Below are 20,046 nucleotides of genomic sequence, written 5' to 3'. Positions count from 1 at the left end.
CTGAATAGTATAATGATTTTATACAAGCAGTAGATGAGGGGAGAGGATAGAATGAAAAAAGGGATATATCTGATACTTGTGATCACACTGATTGCTGTAGGATATCTGATCTGGAATGGCAATGGAGCATCACAGGATGAACCGGAAAATGAGAATCCCATAACAAATGTGGAGTTCAGCGAGGACCTTATTGTAGAAGAAATCACTTATGATTCAGAGAAGAAGAGCCTGAGATATGTGGTGAAGAACAATACCGGGGAGACCCTTGAATACGGTGCCATGTTCACCATCATGAAGAGAAGCGGGGATACCCTGATGGAAACGGATCTGACTGATGATCTGGCATTTGATATGGCACTTCGAACAGTTGGTGCAGGGGATACGTTCAGCGACGAAGTTCTTTTCAAATTGCTGGAGAAGCCGATGGATTCGGGAACATATTATATCATCAGAGAATATATGGATTCCAATGGGAATGAATACATACCGGAAATCTATTTCACGAAGACAGGAGAAGTGATTCAGCCAGGCAGGTAGGTACATAACTCTTCATAAAAGATGGAAAGCACTATACTCAGATCTAGCGAACTGAAGTATAGTGCTTTGTTTTGTCTGATTTATCTTCGGCTGGACCTGGCCATCCTTCTGTAAGTATGTCTTCTACCGCGCATGGTGATGGAGAGCCTCATGATGTTTTCGGGTGGTGTCATACCAGACCCCCCTGCATCTCCTGTGTGCTGGATATCCGCTCCTGCCATCTTGGACATCTGTGCTACGCTCTCTATGTAGGACTCTGTGGAGCCCTCCTGACTTGTTCCGATGGTAGTCATGGCAAGAGCTCCCTCATCATGAATCGCATCGATGAATCCTTTCACAAGATCCACGGTGAATCCTGGAACCGTTCCGGGTGCTGGAATGAGGATCACATCCGCACCAGCCGAAACAAAGCCTTTGATGGTTTCGAGATCATAGATGTTACCTGCACCGGCTCCATGCATTTTGCCGGCAACAATAAGCGTATCCTCACCAAGAATGCTTCGAGCTCGTCTGATTCCTTCCAGAATACCTTCGCTGGTGACACCGGTGCTGGGATTTGCAGTGATCACGATATAGTCAAACCCAAGTTCCGCCACCTTCTTGAGATTTTTCTCGCTGCAACGCAGTCCTTCCGGATAAGTGCTACCATCAGGAACAGGTTCCAGATTCACCCCGAGAAATCGTCCGATGATCTTCTTGAAATTCTGAATATAATCAGGGTTTTCTCTGTTCCTCTCTACGATTTCGCTCAGAGCTTTCGCATAGGTTGGGATTCCGTGGTAAGGACTCACTTTTTCATCATCATATCCGAAGATGAAAGGTGCATCAAAGTTAAATGTATTAAGGGTTATCATGTCTGCGCTGAAGGCTGCGGCCGCTTCGGGGTTGGAGATGCCATCCAGAAGGGGGAAGGTGCTGATGATGGTTTCACACATCAGTGTACGGCCTTCACTGTCACGAATCGCATCGATCAGATCGCTTCTTTTCATTCTGAAATAATCTTCATAGAACAGGTCAAACATTCTCATGGGTTATCCTCCTCAATCCTCTTTTCTTCATTCTATCATGAAGAAAAGAGATGGACCAATAGAAATAGCCGCTGTCTTATACTCAGATAAAACAGCGACCTGAAAATCGTTATAAACTTGTAAATTATAACTGAATTTAAGTTATAATCATTACAAAGTATAATTGATATTGTATAATAGAAGAAATTAGATGTATGCTTTCTTTCTGAATTCCATGGGGGTCATGTTTGTCAGCCTTTTAAATGTGATGGTGTAGTAATTCTGGTTGGTGAAACCTACAGACAATGCGATGTCCAGCACTGACTTATTGTCTTTAAGCAGCTGACGCTTACTTTTCTCGATACGGATCAGGTTGACATATTGTGTGAAGGTGACACCGGTCTCTTTTTTGAAAAGGGTGCAGAAATAGCTTTTATTCAAGTCCAGATGACTGATCAATTTGTCTAAAGTGATGTTTTCCTTGTAGTGAGCCTGGATATAGTTCATTGCACGTTTCACATTCAGACTGTAACATCCGGCACATCCCTTCTTAGGGCAAAGATCCATAGTCTGATTCAGCGGTGCCATGTAGAGGTTGTTTGAGTAACAGATATCCAGACTGTTGATCCGCTCCAGATCCTCCTGATTGTAAGGACCCATAATAATAAATCCATCTTTCAGTCGGGTTTTGTTGATGAAATAGGCAGTATAATTATATTCTTTCTGATTGGTTAAAGTCAGAGATGTGTAACTCGTATCGGATGGGTTACTCATTTTCTTTAATAATTTATTTATAATATCGTAATCTCCAAATCTATAGTGGTCTCCACCGCTATACTGGATCTTACCATCATGGCTATAGGCGCTTACAGCGATAAATGTGCTGGCATAGAAGTCCTCGGCCACTTCTCTGGGGTTTCTTTCAATGAACAATAATGGACCTCTCCTTTCATTTGCCCAAATATAGTTATAAAAAAACAAATACTGAGTTAGATAACTGTTCTTATTTTTGCTACTATAAATGAGAATGATTATCAATTTCGTCATGTTAAATTATAGCAATTAATGAAGAGAGGTGTCAAACATAATGGGAAACATTTCCGTTATAAGATATGAAGAATAAACATTTAATGATCACAGCAATTATCTTATCCGTTGTTTCCTTATTTATTGGCGCAAAGAATCTTTCTTTCGAACAACTGATACAAGGTGGCGAAATGGAGATGCTGGTTCTTCTGCTAAGCAGAGTACCCAGACTGATCAGCATACTTGTAACAGGGATGGCTTTAAGCGTATCCGGTCTCATCATGCAGCAGATCACAAGGAACAAATTCGTGTCGCCCAGTACTGCTGCGACCATGGATTCAGCAAGATTTGGTATCATGTTTTCCATGATTCTGCTCCCTGGTCTGCATGTCATGGGTAAGATGGCCATTGCGTTTACCTTTGCGCTGCTTGGAACGTTTCTTTTCATGTATATCTTGAGAAAGATCAAAGTCAAGAACGTAGTAATCATTCCACTAGTGGGTATTATGCTCGGGAATCTCATCGATTCCATTACGACATTTGTTGCCTATCGGTTTGATCTGATCCAGAATATCAACTCATGGCTTCAGGGAAGTTTTTCCATGGTCACCAAGGGAAGATATGAGATCATCTATATCACTATTCCTCTAGGGCTATTGGCCTATTTCTTTGCTAACAAGTTCACCATTGCAGGAATGGGGGAGGACTTCTCAAAGAATCTTGGCCTGAACTATAATCTAGTGGTCAATATCGGACTGACCATCGTATCGCTGATTTCCAGTGCGGTTCTGGTCACCATAGGAAGCATCCCTTTCATTGGGCTTATTGTACCAAACATTGTTTCTATGATCCGCGGCGACAATCTGAAGAACAGTCTGGGGACCACAGCGCTGCTTGGTGCAGTGTTTCTTCTGTTCAGTGACATCCTGGGAAGAATCATCATTTATCCCTACGAAATATCCATATCCCTGACAGTGGGTGTATTGGGAAGCATCATATTCATCTATCTGATTTTCAAGGGGGTAAGGAAATAGAATGAAAAAGAAAATCCTTCTTCTTGGGCTTCTTCTGATCATCGGGATTCTGCTGTTTCTTTTTCTGGGCTTGAATCCGAAAAGCGCCAGCTATGCGCTCTCCAGAAGGATTCCTAAGGTCATCGCCATTGTGCTTACTGGGAGTGCCATAGCATATGCTTCGCTGGTCTTTCAGACTGTGACGGAAAATCGTATCCTTACCCCTAGTGTGCTTGGATTGGATGCATTATACGTCTTCATACAGACAGTTATTATCTTTCTCGTGGGATCGGAATCGATGGCGAAAGCAGATGGGAGAGTCAGCTTCATTTTTTCCGTAGTGCTCATGGTCGGATTCAGTGTCGGAATTCTCGGATTCATATTAAAGAAAGTGAAAGGGAATATCTATCTTCTTCTTCTGGTGGGGATCATAACAGGAACACTGTTCAGAAGCGGATCTTCCTTCCTGCAGGTCATCATCGATCCGAATGAGTTTCTCATTCTTCAGGGAAGTCTTTTCGCCAGTTTCAACAACATCAACACGGAGGTTCTATTCCTCTCATCCCTGTTACTGGTTGGTGCCATGCTGTTCGGCATGACAAAATCCAGGGAGCTGGATGTATTGTCTCTTGGCAGAGACCATGCCATCAATCTGGGGATCCATCATAAGAACCTGGTCAATATGATCCTCGTGATTGTGGCCATCCTGATTTCGGTTTCCACCGCATTGGTAGGACCCATCACATTTCTGGGGATTCTGGTGACAAATCTTTCACGGGAGCTGATGAAGACCTATAAACACAAATATCTTCTCGCAGGGGCAATGCTCATCAGTTCCACTGCACTGGTCTATGGTCAGCTGCTGGTGGAAAGGGTATTTGCATTCAGTACCCCGATCAGCGTAATCATCAACTTCATCGGCGGATTGTATTTCATTTATCTGTTATTAAGGGAGAATCAGTTATGATCAGTGTAAGAAATCTAACAAAGCGATATGAATCAAAAGAAGTGGTTAAGGATGTCACACTGAATATCGAAAAAGGCGTGATCACCTCCTTCATAGGGCCAAACGGAGCGGGTAAAAGCACCCTGTTGTCCATGATCTCCAGATTGATGGAGTCCAGCGGAGGAGATGTGCAGATTGACGGGATATCTCTTGAAAGCTGGAAGTCCAAGGATCTTGCAAAGAAGGTTTCGATATTAAGGCAAAGTAACAGTCTCAATGTGAAACTCACAGTGAGAGAGCTCATCGCCTTCGGGAGATTTCCCTATTCCAAAGGGAATCTTACAGAAGAAGACAACAGGCACATCGATCAGGCTATTGACTATCTGAAACTCGAGGATATTGAAGACCGATACATCAATGAGTTATCCGGTGGTCAGAAACAGAGAGCCTACATTGCCATGGTCATCGCTCAGAATACAGAATATATCCTGCTGGATGAACCGCTTAATAATCTCGATATGAAGCATGCTGTGGAAATCATGAAGATTCTCAGAAATATCGTGGATGAACTGGGAAAGACGGTTGTCATCGTCATTCACGACATCAATTTCGCATCCGTATATTCGGATCGGATCGTAGCGCTTCAGGACGGTAAAATCAAATATCATGATGACACAGATAAAATCATCAATGCCAAGGTGCTGAGCGAAGTGTTTGACATGGAGTTCAATGTGCATCATCTTGGCGGTAAAAAAATCTGTACCTACTATCAGGAAGGTCTCTGTGATTGTGAAGACAAGAGCTGCATACATAAAGGGAATCACTTGACCATCGTTCAGTGAAATAAATCAAATTGTAGATGATAATAATTAACAACATAAAATAACAACAAGAGGTGTAATAATGACAAAGAGAAAGAATATCGTTTTATCTAGTATTTTAGTGACAGCGGCCATGGTTTTATCCGCCTGTGGAAGCACCGCGAAGGCAGATACACCAGAAACAGAACCATCTGAAACACCGGCAGCTGCAGAAGAGATGACCATCAGCCATGAGCTAGGAGAAGTAACTCTTCCAAAGAATCCAGAGAACGTCATTGTTTTTGACTATGGTCTGCTGGATCTGATGGATAATATGGACATCCAGGTGGCGGGACTGCCTATGGGTAACATTCCTTCGTTCCTGGAGAAATATAATGACGAGGACATCTATACCAACACCGGCACGTTGAAAGAACCGGATTTTGAAACGATCTATGAGATGGAACCGGATGTGATATTCATTTCAGGCAGAACTGCTGCAGCCTATGAAGAACTTTCAAAGATTGCTCCGACGGTTTATCTGACGGTCAGCAATGAAGATTACATGAGTTCTGTAGAAGCCAATGCAAAGCTGATTGGAGAACTTTTTGGGAAAGAGCAGATTGTGGAAGAAAAGCTGGCTGGTCTGAGTGAAAAAGTGGATCTGCTGAAGTCCAAGGTGGAAGAGCTAGATGATAATGCACTGATCATACTTGCAAATGATGGAGCATTAAGTTCCTACGGTTCTGTATCCAGGTTTGGCATTCTACATAATACCCTAGGATTCAAGGAGGCTGACACGAATATCGAAGGTTCCACCCATGGTCAGAGTGTGACATATGAGTACATTCTCGAAAAGAACCCGGATCATCTCTTTGTGGTTGACAGAGCAGCTGTAGTCGGTGGAGAAATTGATGCATCAACTTCCATGGAAAACGACATTATAAAGGAGACTGAAGCCTACAAAGAAGGCAGAATTCACTATCTCAATGCAGAAGTATGGTACATCACGTCCGGTGGGTTCACAGGAACGGAAATGATGCTTGAGGAAGTAGAAGCCATGCTTAACAAGTAAGAGCAAACATAGCGCTAGAATCTTTACCAATAGCCACCCTTAATGAACGGCCTGAAAAAAAGATCAGAATTTCTGATCTTTTTTTGAGCCTGAATAGGGAAATCATCTATTGATGATACTGATCACTAACCAGAAAGAAGTTCCCTTCTTAATGTTCATCTTAGGCAGGAGGTGAGTTGTTCTGATTTACTCTGAGCTCTATAGATAAATACAAATATATATTATAGCGATATATACAAAGGAAGATATTTAATCAGAATTGAACAATATGGAGTCAGCACATAAGAATACCCCACAGTAAATCACTGTGGGGGTATCTGTGGTTACATGAATTCCTTCAGGAAGCCTTTGATGACTTCTGTCTCAACAGGAAGATCCACTAAAGTGGATTCCTTCAGGAAGGAAACTTTTTCGGTGTAGCTTTGTCTGTCTTCTCTGAAAATGACACCAGTAGGGATTTTATCTCCCCATTCCATGGCCTTGGCGAAGGCGGCGACTTTATCGGTTGGATTATAGCCTGCATCCTCATCCAGATTATACACTCTCTTCTTATACCATGCGAAGGTATTCAATTTATTGAAGCTGACGCAAGGCTGAAGAATATCCACAAGAGCATAACCGTCATAATTGATGGCTTCCTTCATGATGCTCTTCAGATGCTCCTTGTCACCACTGAATGCTCTGGCAACAAATCCGCATCCCAGACCGATGGCTGCCACCATGGGATTGATGGGGATTGTGTTTACACCTTCCGGAGTGAAGTCAGTGACATGACCCAGATCTGAAGTAGGGGAGGACTGACCTTTTGTGAGCCCGTAGATCTGATTATCATGGACAAAATGCGTCATATTGACATTTCTTTTGATGTTATGGATGAAGTGGTTTCCCCCTTCTCCATAGGAGTCTCCATCACCGGTATCGATGATTACCGTCAATTCATGGTTTGCGATTTTAGCAGCCGCAGCTGGTGGGAGAGCACGGCCGTGCAGACCCTCAAATCCGTTTGCATTGATGTACTGTGGGGTCTTGGCTGCCTGACCGATTCCACCGACCACCAGTACTTTATGGGGTTCTTTTCCCATTTCCTCCATGGTTTCCTTCAAGGCTTCAAGAATTGCGAAGTCACCACATCCTGGACACCAGGCGGTCTCGAATGTTACAAATTCTTTCTTTTTCATCATGATAATACCTCCAAAACCTTGCTCTTGATTTCTGTTGCTGATAGTGGACGACCATCATATTTCAGGACAGAATGGTCCACTCTTATTCCGGTCACTTCACTGATGAGGTCCGCAAGCTGTCCGGTATAATTCTGTTCCACATTGACCAGTACTTTGGCTTTCGCCTGATATGCTCTGAGCAGCTTCTCTGGCAATGGCCAGATGTCACCAAATACCAGTGCACCGAATTTCTTATCACCGGTGGCATTTAGCAGATCAATGGCTTCTGAAAGCTGACTGTGAAGGCTTCCCCATCCAAGCAGAAGTACGTCGGCATCTTCCTCGCCCATGAAGTCTGGTTCAAGGAGCTCTTCTTTGAGAAGTTCGAGTTTCTTTGCTCTTTTTTCAACCATATTTATTCTGACGTCACTGGCTTCTGTGATATTCCCAGCCTCATCATGTTCATCACTGTCGGAATTCACCATGGTTCCTTCTACTTTACCGGGAACCAGTCTTGGAGATATTCCGTTTTCCGTCAGTTCATATCGCTTGTACTCTTTTCCATTTCGATAGATCTCTTCATCTGCCAGATGTCTTTCGATGGTGATTTTGTCCAGATCGAAAGGCGTAACAGTTCTTACGGCATCCGCCATATACTGGTCTCCGAGAAGTATGATCGGAATCTGATACTTATCCGCAAGGTTAAATGCTCTGGCTGTCTGGTAGAATGCATCTTCCGGATGTCTCAGAGCGATGACCATCTTGGGGAACTCTCCGTGAGAAGAATTGATGACGAACTTCAGGTCACTCTGTTCTGTTCTGGTAGGCAGACCTGTTGCTGGTCCGGGTCTCTGTATTTCAGCAATGACCAGAGGTGTTTCCGTGATTCCGGCCATACCTACTGCTTCCACCATCAAGGAGTATCCACCACCAGATGTTCCCGTCATGGCTCTTACGCCGGCATAGGAAGCGCCTATAGCCATATTGATTGCTGCAATCTCATCTTCAGCCTGCTCTACGACCACTTTTGCCGGGATGGACTTTTTCACAAGATAGCTCATGATGGATGTGGCAGGGGTCATAGGATAGGCACTGTAGAACTTCATGCCTGCAGCAAGTGCCCCTAGTGCTATGCTTTCATTGGCCTGCACAAGCATAGTAGGTTCTTTACTGGTTTCAGGTTCCTCATAGCGAGCTGTTTCCAGGTCGTGGCCTTTTTCAAAAGCCTCGATGTTCTGATTCACGACCTTTTCGTTGAACTTCTTGGATAAAATGTCCTCCAGATGCAGTACATCCATTCCATAGATTTTCAGCAGAGCTCCCAGTATGACACTAGACTGCACTTTCGGATTGCCCAGCTCTTTTGCGATTTTCTTTGCAGGAATGGTGATGAGCCTTTTGTCATCGGATCTGACATCCTCATCTGCGATGATGAATCCGTCCGGATTCAGTCTACCAATATGAAGATCTACAGTTTCCTGATTCAGAGCAATAATCCCATCCAGATCATCACGATGTGTTTTGACTTCATTTTCCGAGAAACGGATCTGGAAGAAGTTGTGTCCCCCACGCACACGAGACATGTAGTCCTGCAGTGTGAAAAGATGATAACCTCTTCTCTGAAGTATTTTCGATAAGTTTGAACTTAAGGTTTCCATGCCTTGACCGGCAGCTCCACCAATTAACAGGTTAAAATTCATATACTATTCACCTCTTATAATTATTATGCCTCAATTATAACAAAGCATTTGGCAATATCTGAGTAGACATGGAAGTTTCAATCTTTATACATGATTTGGAAACATGGTTCACTTTGTGTTAAAAGAAAACCTTTAGATTTAGACAAAACAGACCCGAAGAGTGATATATCATTGATAAATCCTGTCAAAAAATCATAAGTTTGATTAATCTATAAGAATAATTTATTAGATTGTGAAACAAGTCTTGTTGATGATGATTTTAAGGCTGGGTGATTTCATCAAGGAAATGGATCTGTACTAAAAATGAAAAATGTTATTTTCACAAGTATATAGCTGAAATTGAGTGTATAACAATCTGTTTTCAGCTGTTTGAGGAAGAGTAAAAACAAAGATGGCGATTTGTAACAACGAAAATAATACTAACAGTTCAAACTAAAACTGAATACCTGTTATCAAATACTGAATATCTGTTAATTAAAATACTTGCTTGTGTTGTAAACTATTACAGTACGCTTATTGAATAACTTCAGAAAAATGCTTATTATAGTAGTGTAGATTAAAATGTGGTTAGGAGGTTCGGAATTGGATAATTTAAAAAGAACAGCGTTGGCGGATGAATACCAGAAATATGACGGAAAAACCGTGGATTTCGCCGGATGGTTTATGCCTGTTGAATTCGAAGGGATTCTTAAAGAACATGAGGCTGTCAGAAATAATGTTGGATTATTTGATGTCTCCCATATGGGTGAAATCACGGTCAGAGGAAAGGATGCCCTTGCGTTTGTCAATTATCTCATTACAAATGATCTTGAGAAGATTGTAGACAATCAGGTACTTTATACGTATTTATGCAGAGAAGATGGTGGAGTGGTTGATGATATCCTTGTCTATCGATTCGGAAAAGAAGACATTCTGCTCGTAGTGAATGCATCCAACACAGAGAAGGACTTTGAATGGGTGAAAAGTAACAAAGGTGATTTCGATGTCGAAATTGAGAATATTTCAGATGAAACCGCTCAGCTTGCTATTCAGGGACCCAATGCGGAAGCGCTCTTGCAGGTACATACAGAAACAGATCTTTCTGAGATCAAGTTCTTCTTTGCAAAGAGAGATGTCATGATTGACGGGAAAAGATGTATGGTCTCGAGAACCGGATATACAGGAGAAGATGGATTTGAGATTTATCTCTCCAATGATGATGTAGTTGAGCTCTATACGAACCTGATCGAAGATGGAGCACTTCCCATCGGTCTAGGAGCAAGAGATACGCTGAGATTTGAAGCCAATCTTCCTCTATATGGAAATGAACTGAGTGATGACTGGACACCTGTGGAAGCCGGATACGGTTTCTTTGTTAAGGTGGACAAGGAGAACTTCATAGGAAAGGAAGTTCTGGCAAAGCAGAAGGCAGAAGGAGTTTCCAGAAAGATCGTCGGGTTTACCATGTCGGATAAGAAAATTCCAAGACATGGCTACAAAGTGTTCAAAGATGATAAGGAAATCGGTTTTGTCACAACGGGATACAAATCTCCTACCCTGGGAGAGATCATCGGTCTTGCCATGGTAGATGCTGAGTTTACAAAAATCGGCACGGAACTGGATATCCAGATCAGAAACAAAATGTCTAAAGCGACTGTGAGAAACAGAAAGTTTCTAGTAAAATAGTAGTAGAAAGAATTTAAATATAAAGGAGATAGAATTATGTCAACAGTATTAGAAGGATTATATTACACCAAGGACCATGAGTGGGTAAGAGTCGAAGGGGAGAAGGCTTATATCGGAATCACAGATCATGCACAGCATGCGTTAGGTTCCATTGTATATGTGGAGCTTCCTGAAGTAGGAGACGAGATCGAAATGGATGATAATCTGGGCGTTGTGGAATCTGTAAAAGCAGCATCTGATATCATCATGCCGGTATCTGGAGAAGTGGTTGAAATCAACGAGGATCTGGAAGACAATCCGGAGCTGATCAACGAAGCGCCATATGACAATCATCTGATCATTGTCACCTTAAAGGATGACAGCGAACTGGAAGGTCTATTAGGGAAAGAGGATTACGAAGCATTCATTTCTGAGGAGGAGTAAACATGCATCCATACCTGCCAAATACGGATGAAGATGTCAAGAAAATGCTTGATGTCATCGGACTGGAATCAACCGAGGAACTCTTCAAGAGTATACCGGAGAACCTTAAACTGAAAAAAGGTCTGGATCTTCCGAAGTCAAAATCGGAGATTGAGGTCAGAGGAATCATGAATGGAATCGCTGCCAAGAATCAGAGCATAGATGAACTTGTATGCTTTTTAGGAGCAGGTTCTTATGATCACTATATCCCTTCAGTCATCAGACACATCGTATCACGTTCGGAATTCTATACCGCATACACACCTTACCAGCCTGAGATCAGTCAGGGTACTCTGCAGAGTGTGTTTGAATATCAGAGTATGATGTGTTCGCTCACTGGCATGGATGTATCGAATGTTTCCATGTATGATGGCGCGACTTCAGCATCTGAAGCAGCGATCCTGGCATCCGTCCAGACAAAGAGAAGTAAAGTTCTGGTTTCTGAAACCCTCAACCCTGAGTATAAGGAAGTGCTGAAATCTTACATGCAGTTCAGATCTGTAGATGTGGAATTCATCGCAGAAAAAGATGGTGTGACAGATTATGAGGAGCTTAAATCGAAACTGGATAAGGATACAGCGGGGGTGATTCTCCAGTATCCGAATTTCTATGGTGTCGTGGAGAATGTCCGGGAGATGGAAGAAGCGATTCATGAGAACAAATCATTGCTTATCATGAGTGCAGACCCTATAGCGCTTGGTATGCTGAAGAGTCCAGGTGAACTGAAGGCGGATATCGTCGTTGGAGAAGGGCAAGCCCTTGGACAGAACCTCAATTTTGGTGGTCCAGTATTAGGCTTCATGGCAGCAACCACAAAGCTTATGAGAAAAATGCCGGGAAGAATCGTCGGAGAAACTGTAGACAGAGACGGAAAAAGAGCTTATGTGCTTACGCTACAGGCAAGAGAACAGCACATCAGAAGATACAAGGCGACATCAAATATCTGCTCAGACCAGACACTGAACTCCATAGCTGCAGCTGTATACATGGCTACATTAGGAAAGCAGGGCATGAAGGAAGTTGCTGTGCAGTCTTTCAAGAAAGCTCATTACACCTATGAAAAGCTCATGGAAACCGGGAAGTACAAGCCTGTATTCGATAAGCCGTTTTTCAAAGAGTTTGCAATCCGCTGCCCGAAGAGTGTGGAAGAAATCAATAACAAACTGAGAAAAGAAGGTATACTGGGTGGATTCGATCTAAGTAAAGTGAACGACAAATTAGAGAATACAATGCTTGTGGCGGTTACAGAAAACAGAACCATGGAAGACATTGAAAAGTTTGTTAGAATCATGGAGGAGATGTAATGACTTACAATAAATTAATATTTGAATTGTCAAAGCCAGGAAGAAAGTCTTATGCTCTGCCAGAAGATACACTCAAAGACATGAATATCACGGATTATATCGGTGAAGAATATCTGAGAGAGGATGAGCTTGATTTTCCAGAAGTCAGTGAGCTGGAGATCATCAGACACTATACGTTATTATCCAAGAAGAATTACTCCATTGATTCAGGGTTCTATCCATTAGGCTCCTGTACCATGAAGTACAATCCTAAAATCAATGAGGATGTGGCGGCAAATCCTAATTTCGCAAGACTTCATCCATTCCAGCCGGAAGATACCGTTCAGGGTGCGCTTGAAGTGATGTATTCAGTTCAGGAGACCATCAAAGAAATCTCCGGTATGGATGCGGTGACGCTGCAGCCCGCGGCTGGAGCGCACGGTGAACTCGTAGGGCTGATGCTCCTGAAGAAATATCATCAGATGAGAAACGATACAAAGAGAACCAAGATCATCGTGCCTGATTCCGCCCATGGAACCAATCCTGCTTCAGTAGCAGTTGCTGGGTTTGATGTAGTGGAAGTGGCTTCTAATAAAGATGGATCAGTGGATATCGATTCTCTTAAGTCCGTGCTGAGCGATGAGATTGCTGGACTTATGCTGACCAATCCGTCCACTTTGGGGCTTTTTGAGAAGCATATCAAGGAGATTGCCGACCTTGTTCATGAAGCAGGAGGACTGCTGTATTATGATGGAGCTAACATGAATGCCATCATGGGTATCGTAAGACCTGGAGATATGGGCTTTGATGTTCTTCATTACAATCTGCATAAGACCTTCTCTACACCACATGGTGGTGGAGGGCCAGGTTCAGGACCAGTGGCCTGCAAAGCGAACCTGATGGAATACCTGCCGGTTCCGGTTGTGAATATGGAGAATGGACGATATTATCTGGACTACAGCCTGAAAGATTCCATCGGAAAGGTGAAGAACTACTTCGGAAACTTCGGCGTGATTCTGAGAGCGTATGTATATATGCTGACCATGGGGTCAGACGGACTGAAAGCGGCATCCACCAATGCGGTGCTTAATGCCAATTATATGAAAGCAAGCCTGAAAGATCATTATAAAGTTGCAGTGGATGAGACATGCATGCATGAAGTCGTATTTGCAGGGTTAAAGAAAAAGTCCGAAACAGTTTCCACACTGGATGTGGCAAAGCGAATCATCGACTATGGCTATCATCCGCCAACCATGTATTTCCCACTGATTGTAGAGGGAGCGCTTATGGTTGAACCGACGGAAACGGAAAGCAAGGAAACGCTGGATGCTTACATTGAGGTTATGAAGCAAATTGCAAAGGAAGCGGAGGAAACACCGGAGCTTCTGAAAGATGCACCACATGACACTCCTGTCAGAAGGCTGGACGAAGCACTTGCGGCAAGACAGCTGGTTCTGCATTGGACAAAGGAGTAGATATGGCTGAAAAAGTGATTATTATGGGTGGAGGACCTGGCGGCTATGTGGCCGCCATCCGTCTTAATAACATGGGTTTTGAGACCACACTCATTGAAAAGAACCGTATCGGAGGAGTCTGTCTGAATATTGGATGCATTCCCACGAAAGCTCTTTATAAGAGTGCTGAAGTATATAATCAGTTCAGCAAACTGGAAAGCTATGGGCTGGATTTGGAAGGTACAGTAAAGCCGAATGCATCTAAAATCAGAGAACGAAAGAATGATATTGTGGATACCTTAGTCACAGGAATTGAAAAGCTGCTTAGTTCAGCGGGGGTAGAAGTGATTTATGGTGAAGCAAAGATTACTGGCCCAAATTCACTGGAAGTCAACGGTGAAATGATGGAATTTGATCGCCTGATCATTGCAACGGGTTCATCCTCCTTCATCCCTCCAATTAAAGGCGTGGATCAGGAAGGGGTGATCACCAGCACCGAACTGCTGGATTTCACCGAAATTCCAGAGGAACTTGTAATCGTTGGAGGTGGTGTCATTGGCATGGAGTTTGCAGGAATATTTGCGAGCTTTGCTACAAAGGTTACCGTGCTGGAAGCTTTACCTGGGATTCTCCCTGGCGTTGATGGCGAAATCGTCAAAAGACTGAAGCCTCTTCTGAAGAAGAAGTCCATAGATGTAAAGACATCCATGATGGTGAAGGAAATAGTTCAGGAAAACGGAAAGCTGAAAGTGATTTCAGAAGGAGCGAAAGGACCCGTAGAGGTTTATGGAGACCAGGTGCTTATCGCAACAGGTAGAAAAGCGAACGTGAAAGGAATCGGTCTGGAAGAAGCTGGAATTACCGTAGGTAGAAAAGGGATTGAAGTGGATGAAAACTTTGAGACCAACATCAAAGGGATCTACGCCATTGGTGATGTCAATGGGAAATGGCTTCTGGCCCATGCGGCTTCAGCACAGGGGGAGTTTGTGGCGGAGAAGATTGCCGGAGAACATCCTGTCATAGGCAAGTTTGTTCCCGGATGTGTATTCCTGTTTCCTGAAATCGCCAGTGTTGGTTATACAGAAGAACAGCTGAAAGAGGAGAACATCGAGTACCTGACCAGTAAATTCATGTTTGGAGCAAATGGAAAAGCACTGACCATGGGTGAAGGAGAAGGTCTGATCAAAGTTATTTCAGATCTCGATTACAAAATCATCGGTGTTCATATCATGGGACCTCACGCATCCGATCTTATTCATGAAGGGCTCATCGCCTGTGAAAAAGGTCTTGTCGCAGATGATTTCAAAGATCTTATCCATGCGCATCCCACATTACCTGAGGCGTTTTTTGAAAGTGTCATGGGGCTGAAGGGTGAAGCAGTACATATGGTTAAACCAAGGAGAAAGTAATGAGATATATTATCAGCGAGAACACAGACGCATACTTCAATCTGGCTTCAGAAGAGTATTTACTGAAGCATACGGATGAGGAGATATTTTATCTGTGGAGAAACGACAATGCGATTATTGTAGGCAAGAATCAGAACACCTTGTCTGAAATCAATGTGGATTATGTCAAAGAAAAGAATATTAAAGTGGTCAGAAGACTCACGGGTGGCGGTGCTGTGTACCACGACCTGGGAAATCTGAATTATACGTTCATTGAAAACAAGAAGAAGAATTTCAATGATTTCAGAGGGTTTTGCGAGCCGATAACGACTGCACTGAATGAAATGGGTGTAGAAGCGGAATTTTCCGGAAGAAATGATATGACCATCGAAGGAAAGAAGTTTTCAGGTACTGCACAGTGCAAGTACAAGGACAGAGTGATGCACCATGGTACTCTACTGTTTTCCTCAGAGAAGGCGGATATTTCAGGAGCGCTGAAACCAAGGGAAATCAAGTTCAGTGGAAAGAGCGTCAAATCTGTTTCCTCAAGAATCACGAATATCAGTGAACATCTGGAAGGGGATATGGACGTCATTGAGTTCAGAAATCGAGTCATGAAATCTGTAGCAGGAGGAATGGATCAGGTGACTACTTTTTCAGATCAAGAGGTTTCAGAAATCATCAGACTCCGAGATGAGAAATATGCCAAATGGGAATGGAATTACGGGCACAGTCCAAAATTTGAAATGACCAGAGAAGGAAGATTTCCAGGAGGAACCCTTGAAGTGACTCTTGAAGTCAAAAAAGGAGTGATAGAGAAAATCAGAATCTATGGCGACTTTTTCGGGACTAGGGATATTTCAGCACTGGAAAGTGCGCTAACAGGAGTTGCCCATAATGAAGAGGCGATAGGTAAAGTGTTTCAAAACCTTGATATTCATGATTACATGGTTAATATCACGAAGGAAGACCTTCTTGGGCTTCTTATCTAAAAGAATAAAGCGAAAAGGATTTAAGCCTGGCTTAAATCCTTTTCGCTTTATGTGACTATAATTGCTATTTAAAATGCTGTGTAGCGTATAATGTGGGGAGTTTTCTGTCATATTTCGCGAAGTACTGGTCTCCTTTTAGTACGCCTGCCCCCATTCTGGTCACCCTGGAATCGAGTATGTTGGCTCTGTGCCCTGGTGAGTTCATCCATTTTGCGACAATGAACTCGGCAGAATATTTACTGGTGTCGCTTGAGGCGAGCATATAAATGTTCTCTGCCACTGCGTATTTCGTTGTATGCGCGAAGTTGTTCGTCTCAAACATAAGTCTTGTGTGACTTCTGGATGACTGATACAGCGAATCATCCCAGACCAGATTATTCAGCCCGTTTTCTCTTCTGTACCTGTTCGTAACTGTAAGAATCTCTTTTTCCACCTGACTTAAATAGGTGAATGTCTTTGTTTCCTCAACAGGAGGAGCTACTGGAGCAGGAGATTCCTTAGGGGGTTCAGGTTCTTTAACGGGTTCTGGTACTGGAGACTCTTTTGGTGGAGTGGTTTCTTTAACGGGTTCTGGAGCAGGTTTGGAAGCTACGGTTTCAGCTGGTGCAGCAGCAGGCTTCTTTGCTGGAGCTGATGGTTTTTGTGTGGCGGGTTTTACTGGCGCTGCGGATGCCTGTACAGCTGATTTTGTGTCTGATGTATTTTCTTTTTTTGCAACAGATTCCTGTTCTTTCTGAGCGGCAGCCTCGGCTGCTAATCTCTTTCTGTTTTCGGCAATCGCTTTTCTTTCTTCAAGGTGCAGTTCACCATGGATGATTTTCATTTTATCTGCAAGATCGAATGAGAAACCATCCTCGTATCTGGTCAGAACCCTTGGTGCTGGAGTATAAGTGATGATGGATTTCTCTTCTGAAAGCTGCTCAGCATTGGTCATTACAACCTCTGGCTGCTGCTTCGGAAAGCTGTTCATTTCGTTCTGTTTGAACAGAAACGAGGTCGAAAACAGTGTTGATGTGGCTAGGAATAGTAGGATCAGTTTCTTCATTACTCACCTCATACTTTCATGATATTTTTAATATAGTAATTCCAATACGTGTGAATAATATCATAACTTTTCTCATTCTACAATTGTTTGAGAAAACTGAACTTTATTATGATGATTAACATAATTCCAGCTCAAAAAATAGTACAGCGGATAATATTCGCGTGTTTATTGATGCTAAGTGAATTAAAGTCGAATGCATAGAATAAAAATATGTGCAATTTAAAAATTCGTCAAAAATACAATGAAGTTCAATGCTGTTTTTAATGAAAATTGTAGAAAAATAAATTTAAATATGTGATAGAATGTTAACAAAGAACAGAATACAGGTTATAGTTAGACACAAAATTGAATGAAGATAATATAAAACCGCCGGAGACACCCGGCGGTTTTATATTTCAAGGAATATTTGTTTCATTGAACTTCACCACTAGAATGACAAACATGGTCAAGTACGATCTATAATGAATGAGTGATTACAAAAATTTTTTCTGGATGTCCATTTCTCTCTGTACTAGCCATGGATTAAAGTCGTGAGCAATGGAATCTTCAGTAATGAATCTGACAACTGCTTTAAATACTTTCTTCATTTGGAACCTCCATGATTTATTGTTTTATTTTTCTCTCATGTACATTATTGCAAATCTGTACATGCAAGTCAACAGCTAATTGTTAAATAATAATGCAGGAATTCCTGCAAATATTAATAATGTAAAGGAAGCTGATGACATCTGAGTAAAATAATATAGTTTTCTCTTATATTAAAGAAAAATAGATTATTGAGTGGAATTATTATGAGAATGAAACATGAAGGATTAATTTAATCGTTTACAAATACAAGTTTCTGAAAGTAAATATGCGTTTTCTGCAAGATGCTCGATGAAATCATCCGGTTTTCTGATACAATATTTACATCAGAGTGAGGAGGTAATTTATAATGAAAAAAATCGCATTAGCAGGAGGCTGTTTCTGGGGCGTAGATGAGTTTTTCTCCAGAAAAGAGGGTGTCTTATATACCAAGTCAGGATACTCGAATGGACAGGTGGAAAATCCAACCTACGAACAGGTGTGTTCCGGAACTACGGGGCATGCGGAGACCGTTTATATTGAATATGATGAAAATCAGATTACTTTGAAAGAAATTCTTGAGAAGTTTTTCAAGGTGATTGATCCGACATCCCTTAACAGACAAGGGAATGATAAAGGAACCCAATACAGAACAGGAATCTATTACATTGAAGAAGGCGACAAGGAAATAGCAGAAGAATTCATAAGAATGAAAGCTCCGAAGTATGATAAGCCTATTGTCGTGGAAGTGGAACCGATGAGAAACTTTTTTGACGCAGAAGAGTATCATCAGGATTACCTGAAGAAAAATCCTAGAGGTTATTGTCATATAGACTTGAGCATAGATTAATAAGAAAGCCATGAACGATATAAGTCGGTTCATGGCTTTCTTAAATGAGGTTACTGAAAATAGATGAGTGCTGAAACAAGTAATGAGGATATTATGATATTGTACATGACACTGATGCCTTTATAGGCAAGAACAAGTGAAAACAGACCTCCAATCAGGCCGATATAAAAGGATCCACCGACACTGAAAACACCGGGAACGATAAGTGTCCCTAATGCTGCCAGGGGAATGCTTGCCAGAAACCTGGAAAAATACTTGTTCCTGATTGCTTTTCGACTTAGAAATGCCGGTAGGATTCTAGGGATCTGAGTAGCCAGAGACATACCGAGAATCGCAAACACATAATCATTCATGGTCATCATCTCCTAATAATGTTCCAGCCGATGCTCCGACAAGAATGGATACTAATATGGCAAGTCCACTACTTAGAAATGGAGTAATGATCGTATTTGTGACCATGCTTATAACAGGTACATAAAGCAGCTTTGGATTCACTTTCAAAGATGAAACCAATAGTGTGATGAACAGTGTGTAAATGGCTATTTCAAGTCCTTGAGATAGAATTCCAGGAAGGACATTTCCGAATAGAATCCCTGCTACTGCGCCCAGAACCCAAGACAGATACGAACCGAGCATTATTCCTTTGGCATAGGGGCCATTCAGGTTCTTGTCCAGTGATAGAAAGGCGAAGGTTTCATCTGTGAGACCTAAACTGGTTAAGATACGATCCCATTGGGAAAGTTTGATTCTACTCTGAAAGGAGAGTCCCATCACGACATGTCTGAAATTTAGTACACCGATTGCCATGGCCATTTCCCAGGGAGATGTACCCAGTGTGAAGAGATTAATGGCCATAAACTGACTTGCACCAGCATAGACAAAAATGCTCATGGAAATTATGACCCAGGCGGGGATTCCGGCTTGAATGCCGATCACACCATAGGCCATTGCGATAGGGATATATCCGGTCATGATCGGAAAACTGGATTTCAGACCCTGGTAAAAGTTTTTCTCACTACTCACTCAAAGCACTTCCTTTTCTAGAACAATATTAATATTCTATCAGATTTTATTCGGTT

19 protein-coding genes are annotated in these 20,046 nt (G+C 42.3%); 12 read left to right on the top strand and 7 right to left on the bottom strand.

Going from position 1 to position 20,046, the window contains the following annotated elements:
- Positions 1-51: 51 nt before the first annotated feature.
- Complete coding sequence (locus J3A84_RS02135) at positions 52-537, top strand: immunoglobulin-like domain-containing protein (protein WP_207598347.1); 486 nt, start codon at positions 52-54, stop codon at positions 535-537.
- 80 nt (positions 538-617) lie between these two features.
- Here J3A84_RS02135 and J3A84_RS02130 read toward each other — a convergent pair whose 3' ends face one another.
- Positions 618-1,565, bottom strand: coding sequence for a DUF7916 family protein (locus J3A84_RS02130; protein WP_207598346.1), 948 nt, complete (start codon positions 1,563-1,565; stop codon positions 618-620).
- A gap of 186 nt (positions 1,566-1,751) precedes the next feature.
- Positions 1,752-2,477, bottom strand: coding sequence for a helix-turn-helix transcriptional regulator (locus J3A84_RS02125; protein WP_207598345.1), 726 nt, complete (start codon positions 2,475-2,477; stop codon positions 1,752-1,754).
- 179 nt (positions 2,478-2,656) lie between these two features.
- On the opposite strand from J3A84_RS02125, the gene J3A84_RS02120 reads away from it, so the two are divergent.
- The 4 genes from J3A84_RS02120 to J3A84_RS02105 all read left to right on the top strand — a co-directional run bounded on the left by J3A84_RS02120 (position 2,657) and on the right by J3A84_RS02105 (position 6,404).
- The gene (locus tag J3A84_RS02120; RefSeq protein ID WP_207598344.1) at positions 2,657-3,604 is read left to right on the top strand and encodes an ABC transporter permease; all 948 of its coding nucleotides are present in this window, start codon (positions 2,657-2,659) and stop codon (positions 3,602-3,604) included.
- A 1-nt stretch (position 3,605) separates the two neighbouring features.
- Positions 3,606-4,550, top strand: a complete 945-nt coding sequence (locus tag J3A84_RS02115) for an iron chelate uptake ABC transporter family permease subunit (RefSeq protein WP_207598343.1) — start codon at positions 3,606-3,608, stop codon at positions 4,548-4,550.
- On the top strand, positions 4,547-5,371 hold the full coding sequence (locus J3A84_RS02110; protein WP_207598342.1) for an iron ABC transporter ATP-binding protein: 825 nt from the start codon (positions 4,547-4,549) through the stop codon (positions 5,369-5,371). The genes J3A84_RS02115 and J3A84_RS02110 overlap by 4 nt, the downstream gene beginning before the upstream one ends.
- Positions 5,372-5,432: 61 nt before the next feature.
- Complete coding sequence (locus J3A84_RS02105) at positions 5,433-6,404, top strand: siderophore ABC transporter substrate-binding protein (protein ID WP_207598341.1); 972 nt, start codon at positions 5,433-5,435, stop codon at positions 6,402-6,404.
- A 323-nt stretch (positions 6,405-6,727) separates the two neighbouring features.
- On the opposite strand, the gene J3A84_RS02100 is transcribed toward J3A84_RS02105, so the two are convergent.
- Complete coding sequence (locus J3A84_RS02100) at positions 6,728-7,582, bottom strand: 2-oxoacid:ferredoxin oxidoreductase subunit beta (RefSeq protein ID WP_207598500.1); 855 nt, start codon at positions 7,580-7,582, stop codon at positions 6,728-6,730.
- Positions 7,582-9,264 carry a 2-oxoacid:acceptor oxidoreductase subunit alpha gene (locus J3A84_RS02095; RefSeq protein ID WP_207598340.1) on the bottom strand — a complete coding sequence of 561 codons (1,683 nt, stop codon included), beginning with the start codon at positions 9,262-9,264 and terminating at the stop codon, positions 7,582-7,584. The genes J3A84_RS02100 and J3A84_RS02095 overlap by 1 nt, the downstream gene beginning before the upstream one ends.
- Positions 9,265-9,846: 582 nt before the next feature.
- On the opposite strand from J3A84_RS02095, the gene gcvT reads away from it, so the two are divergent.
- The 6 genes from gcvT to lplA are packed head-to-tail and all read left to right on the top strand — an operon-like array spanning position 9,847 to position 16,508.
- Complete coding sequence (gene gcvT / locus J3A84_RS02090; RefSeq protein ID WP_207598339.1) at positions 9,847-10,929, top strand: glycine cleavage system aminomethyltransferase GcvT; 1,083 nt, start codon at positions 9,847-9,849, stop codon at positions 10,927-10,929.
- A gap of 36 nt (positions 10,930-10,965) precedes the next feature.
- Positions 10,966-11,352, top strand: coding sequence for a glycine cleavage system protein GcvH (gene gcvH, locus J3A84_RS02085; protein WP_207598338.1), 387 nt, complete (start codon positions 10,966-10,968; stop codon positions 11,350-11,352).
- A 2-nt stretch (positions 11,353-11,354) separates the two neighbouring features.
- A complete protein-coding gene (gene gcvPA, locus J3A84_RS02080; protein ID WP_207598337.1) occupies positions 11,355-12,695 on the top strand; it encodes an aminomethyl-transferring glycine dehydrogenase subunit GcvPA in 1,341 nt (446 codons plus the stop codon).
- Positions 12,695-14,149 (top strand): aminomethyl-transferring glycine dehydrogenase subunit GcvPB, encoded by a 1,455-nt coding sequence (gene gcvPB / locus J3A84_RS02075; RefSeq protein ID WP_207598336.1) that lies wholly within the window; start codon positions 12,695-12,697, stop codon positions 14,147-14,149. The genes gcvPA and gcvPB overlap by 1 nt, the downstream gene beginning before the upstream one ends.
- Before the next feature lie 2 nt (positions 14,150-14,151).
- On the top strand, positions 14,152-15,537 hold the full coding sequence (lpdA, locus tag J3A84_RS02070) for a dihydrolipoyl dehydrogenase (protein ID WP_207598335.1): 1,386 nt from the start codon (positions 14,152-14,154) through the stop codon (positions 15,535-15,537).
- Positions 15,537-16,508 (top strand): lipoate--protein ligase, encoded by a 972-nt coding sequence (gene lplA / locus J3A84_RS02065; protein ID WP_207598334.1) that lies wholly within the window; start codon positions 15,537-15,539, stop codon positions 16,506-16,508. Before lpdA ends, lplA begins: the two co-directional genes overlap by 1 nt.
- Positions 16,509-16,572: 64 nt before the next feature.
- On the opposite strand, the gene J3A84_RS02060 is transcribed toward lplA, so the two are convergent.
- Positions 16,573-17,553, bottom strand: coding sequence for a CAP domain-containing protein (locus tag J3A84_RS02060; protein WP_207598333.1), 981 nt, complete (start codon positions 17,551-17,553; stop codon positions 16,573-16,575).
- 934 nt (positions 17,554-18,487) lie between these two features.
- Between J3A84_RS02060 and msrA the strand changes: the two genes are divergently transcribed.
- On the top strand, positions 18,488-18,967 hold the full coding sequence (msrA, locus tag J3A84_RS02055) for a peptide-methionine (S)-S-oxide reductase MsrA (protein ID WP_207598332.1): 480 nt from the start codon (positions 18,488-18,490) through the stop codon (positions 18,965-18,967).
- Positions 18,968-19,017: 50 nt separating this feature from the next.
- On the opposite strand, the gene J3A84_RS02050 is transcribed toward msrA, so the two are convergent.
- Both J3A84_RS02050 and J3A84_RS02045 read right to left on the bottom strand, forming a co-directional pair.
- Positions 19,018-19,320, bottom strand: coding sequence for an AzlD domain-containing protein (locus tag J3A84_RS02050; RefSeq protein WP_207598331.1), 303 nt, complete (start codon positions 19,318-19,320; stop codon positions 19,018-19,020).
- Complete coding sequence (locus J3A84_RS02045; protein WP_207598330.1) at positions 19,313-19,990, bottom strand: AzlC family ABC transporter permease; 678 nt, start codon at positions 19,988-19,990, stop codon at positions 19,313-19,315. The genes J3A84_RS02050 and J3A84_RS02045 overlap by 8 nt, the downstream gene beginning before the upstream one ends.
- Between the last annotated feature and the right edge of the window lie 56 nt (positions 19,991-20,046).

The sequence above is a fragment of the Proteiniclasticum aestuarii genome, from assembly GCF_017368455.1.
Lineage (GTDB): Bacteria > Bacillota > Clostridia > Clostridiales > Clostridiaceae > Proteiniclasticum > Proteiniclasticum aestuarii.
This window is presented reverse-complemented; position numbering and strand designations above follow the sequence as displayed.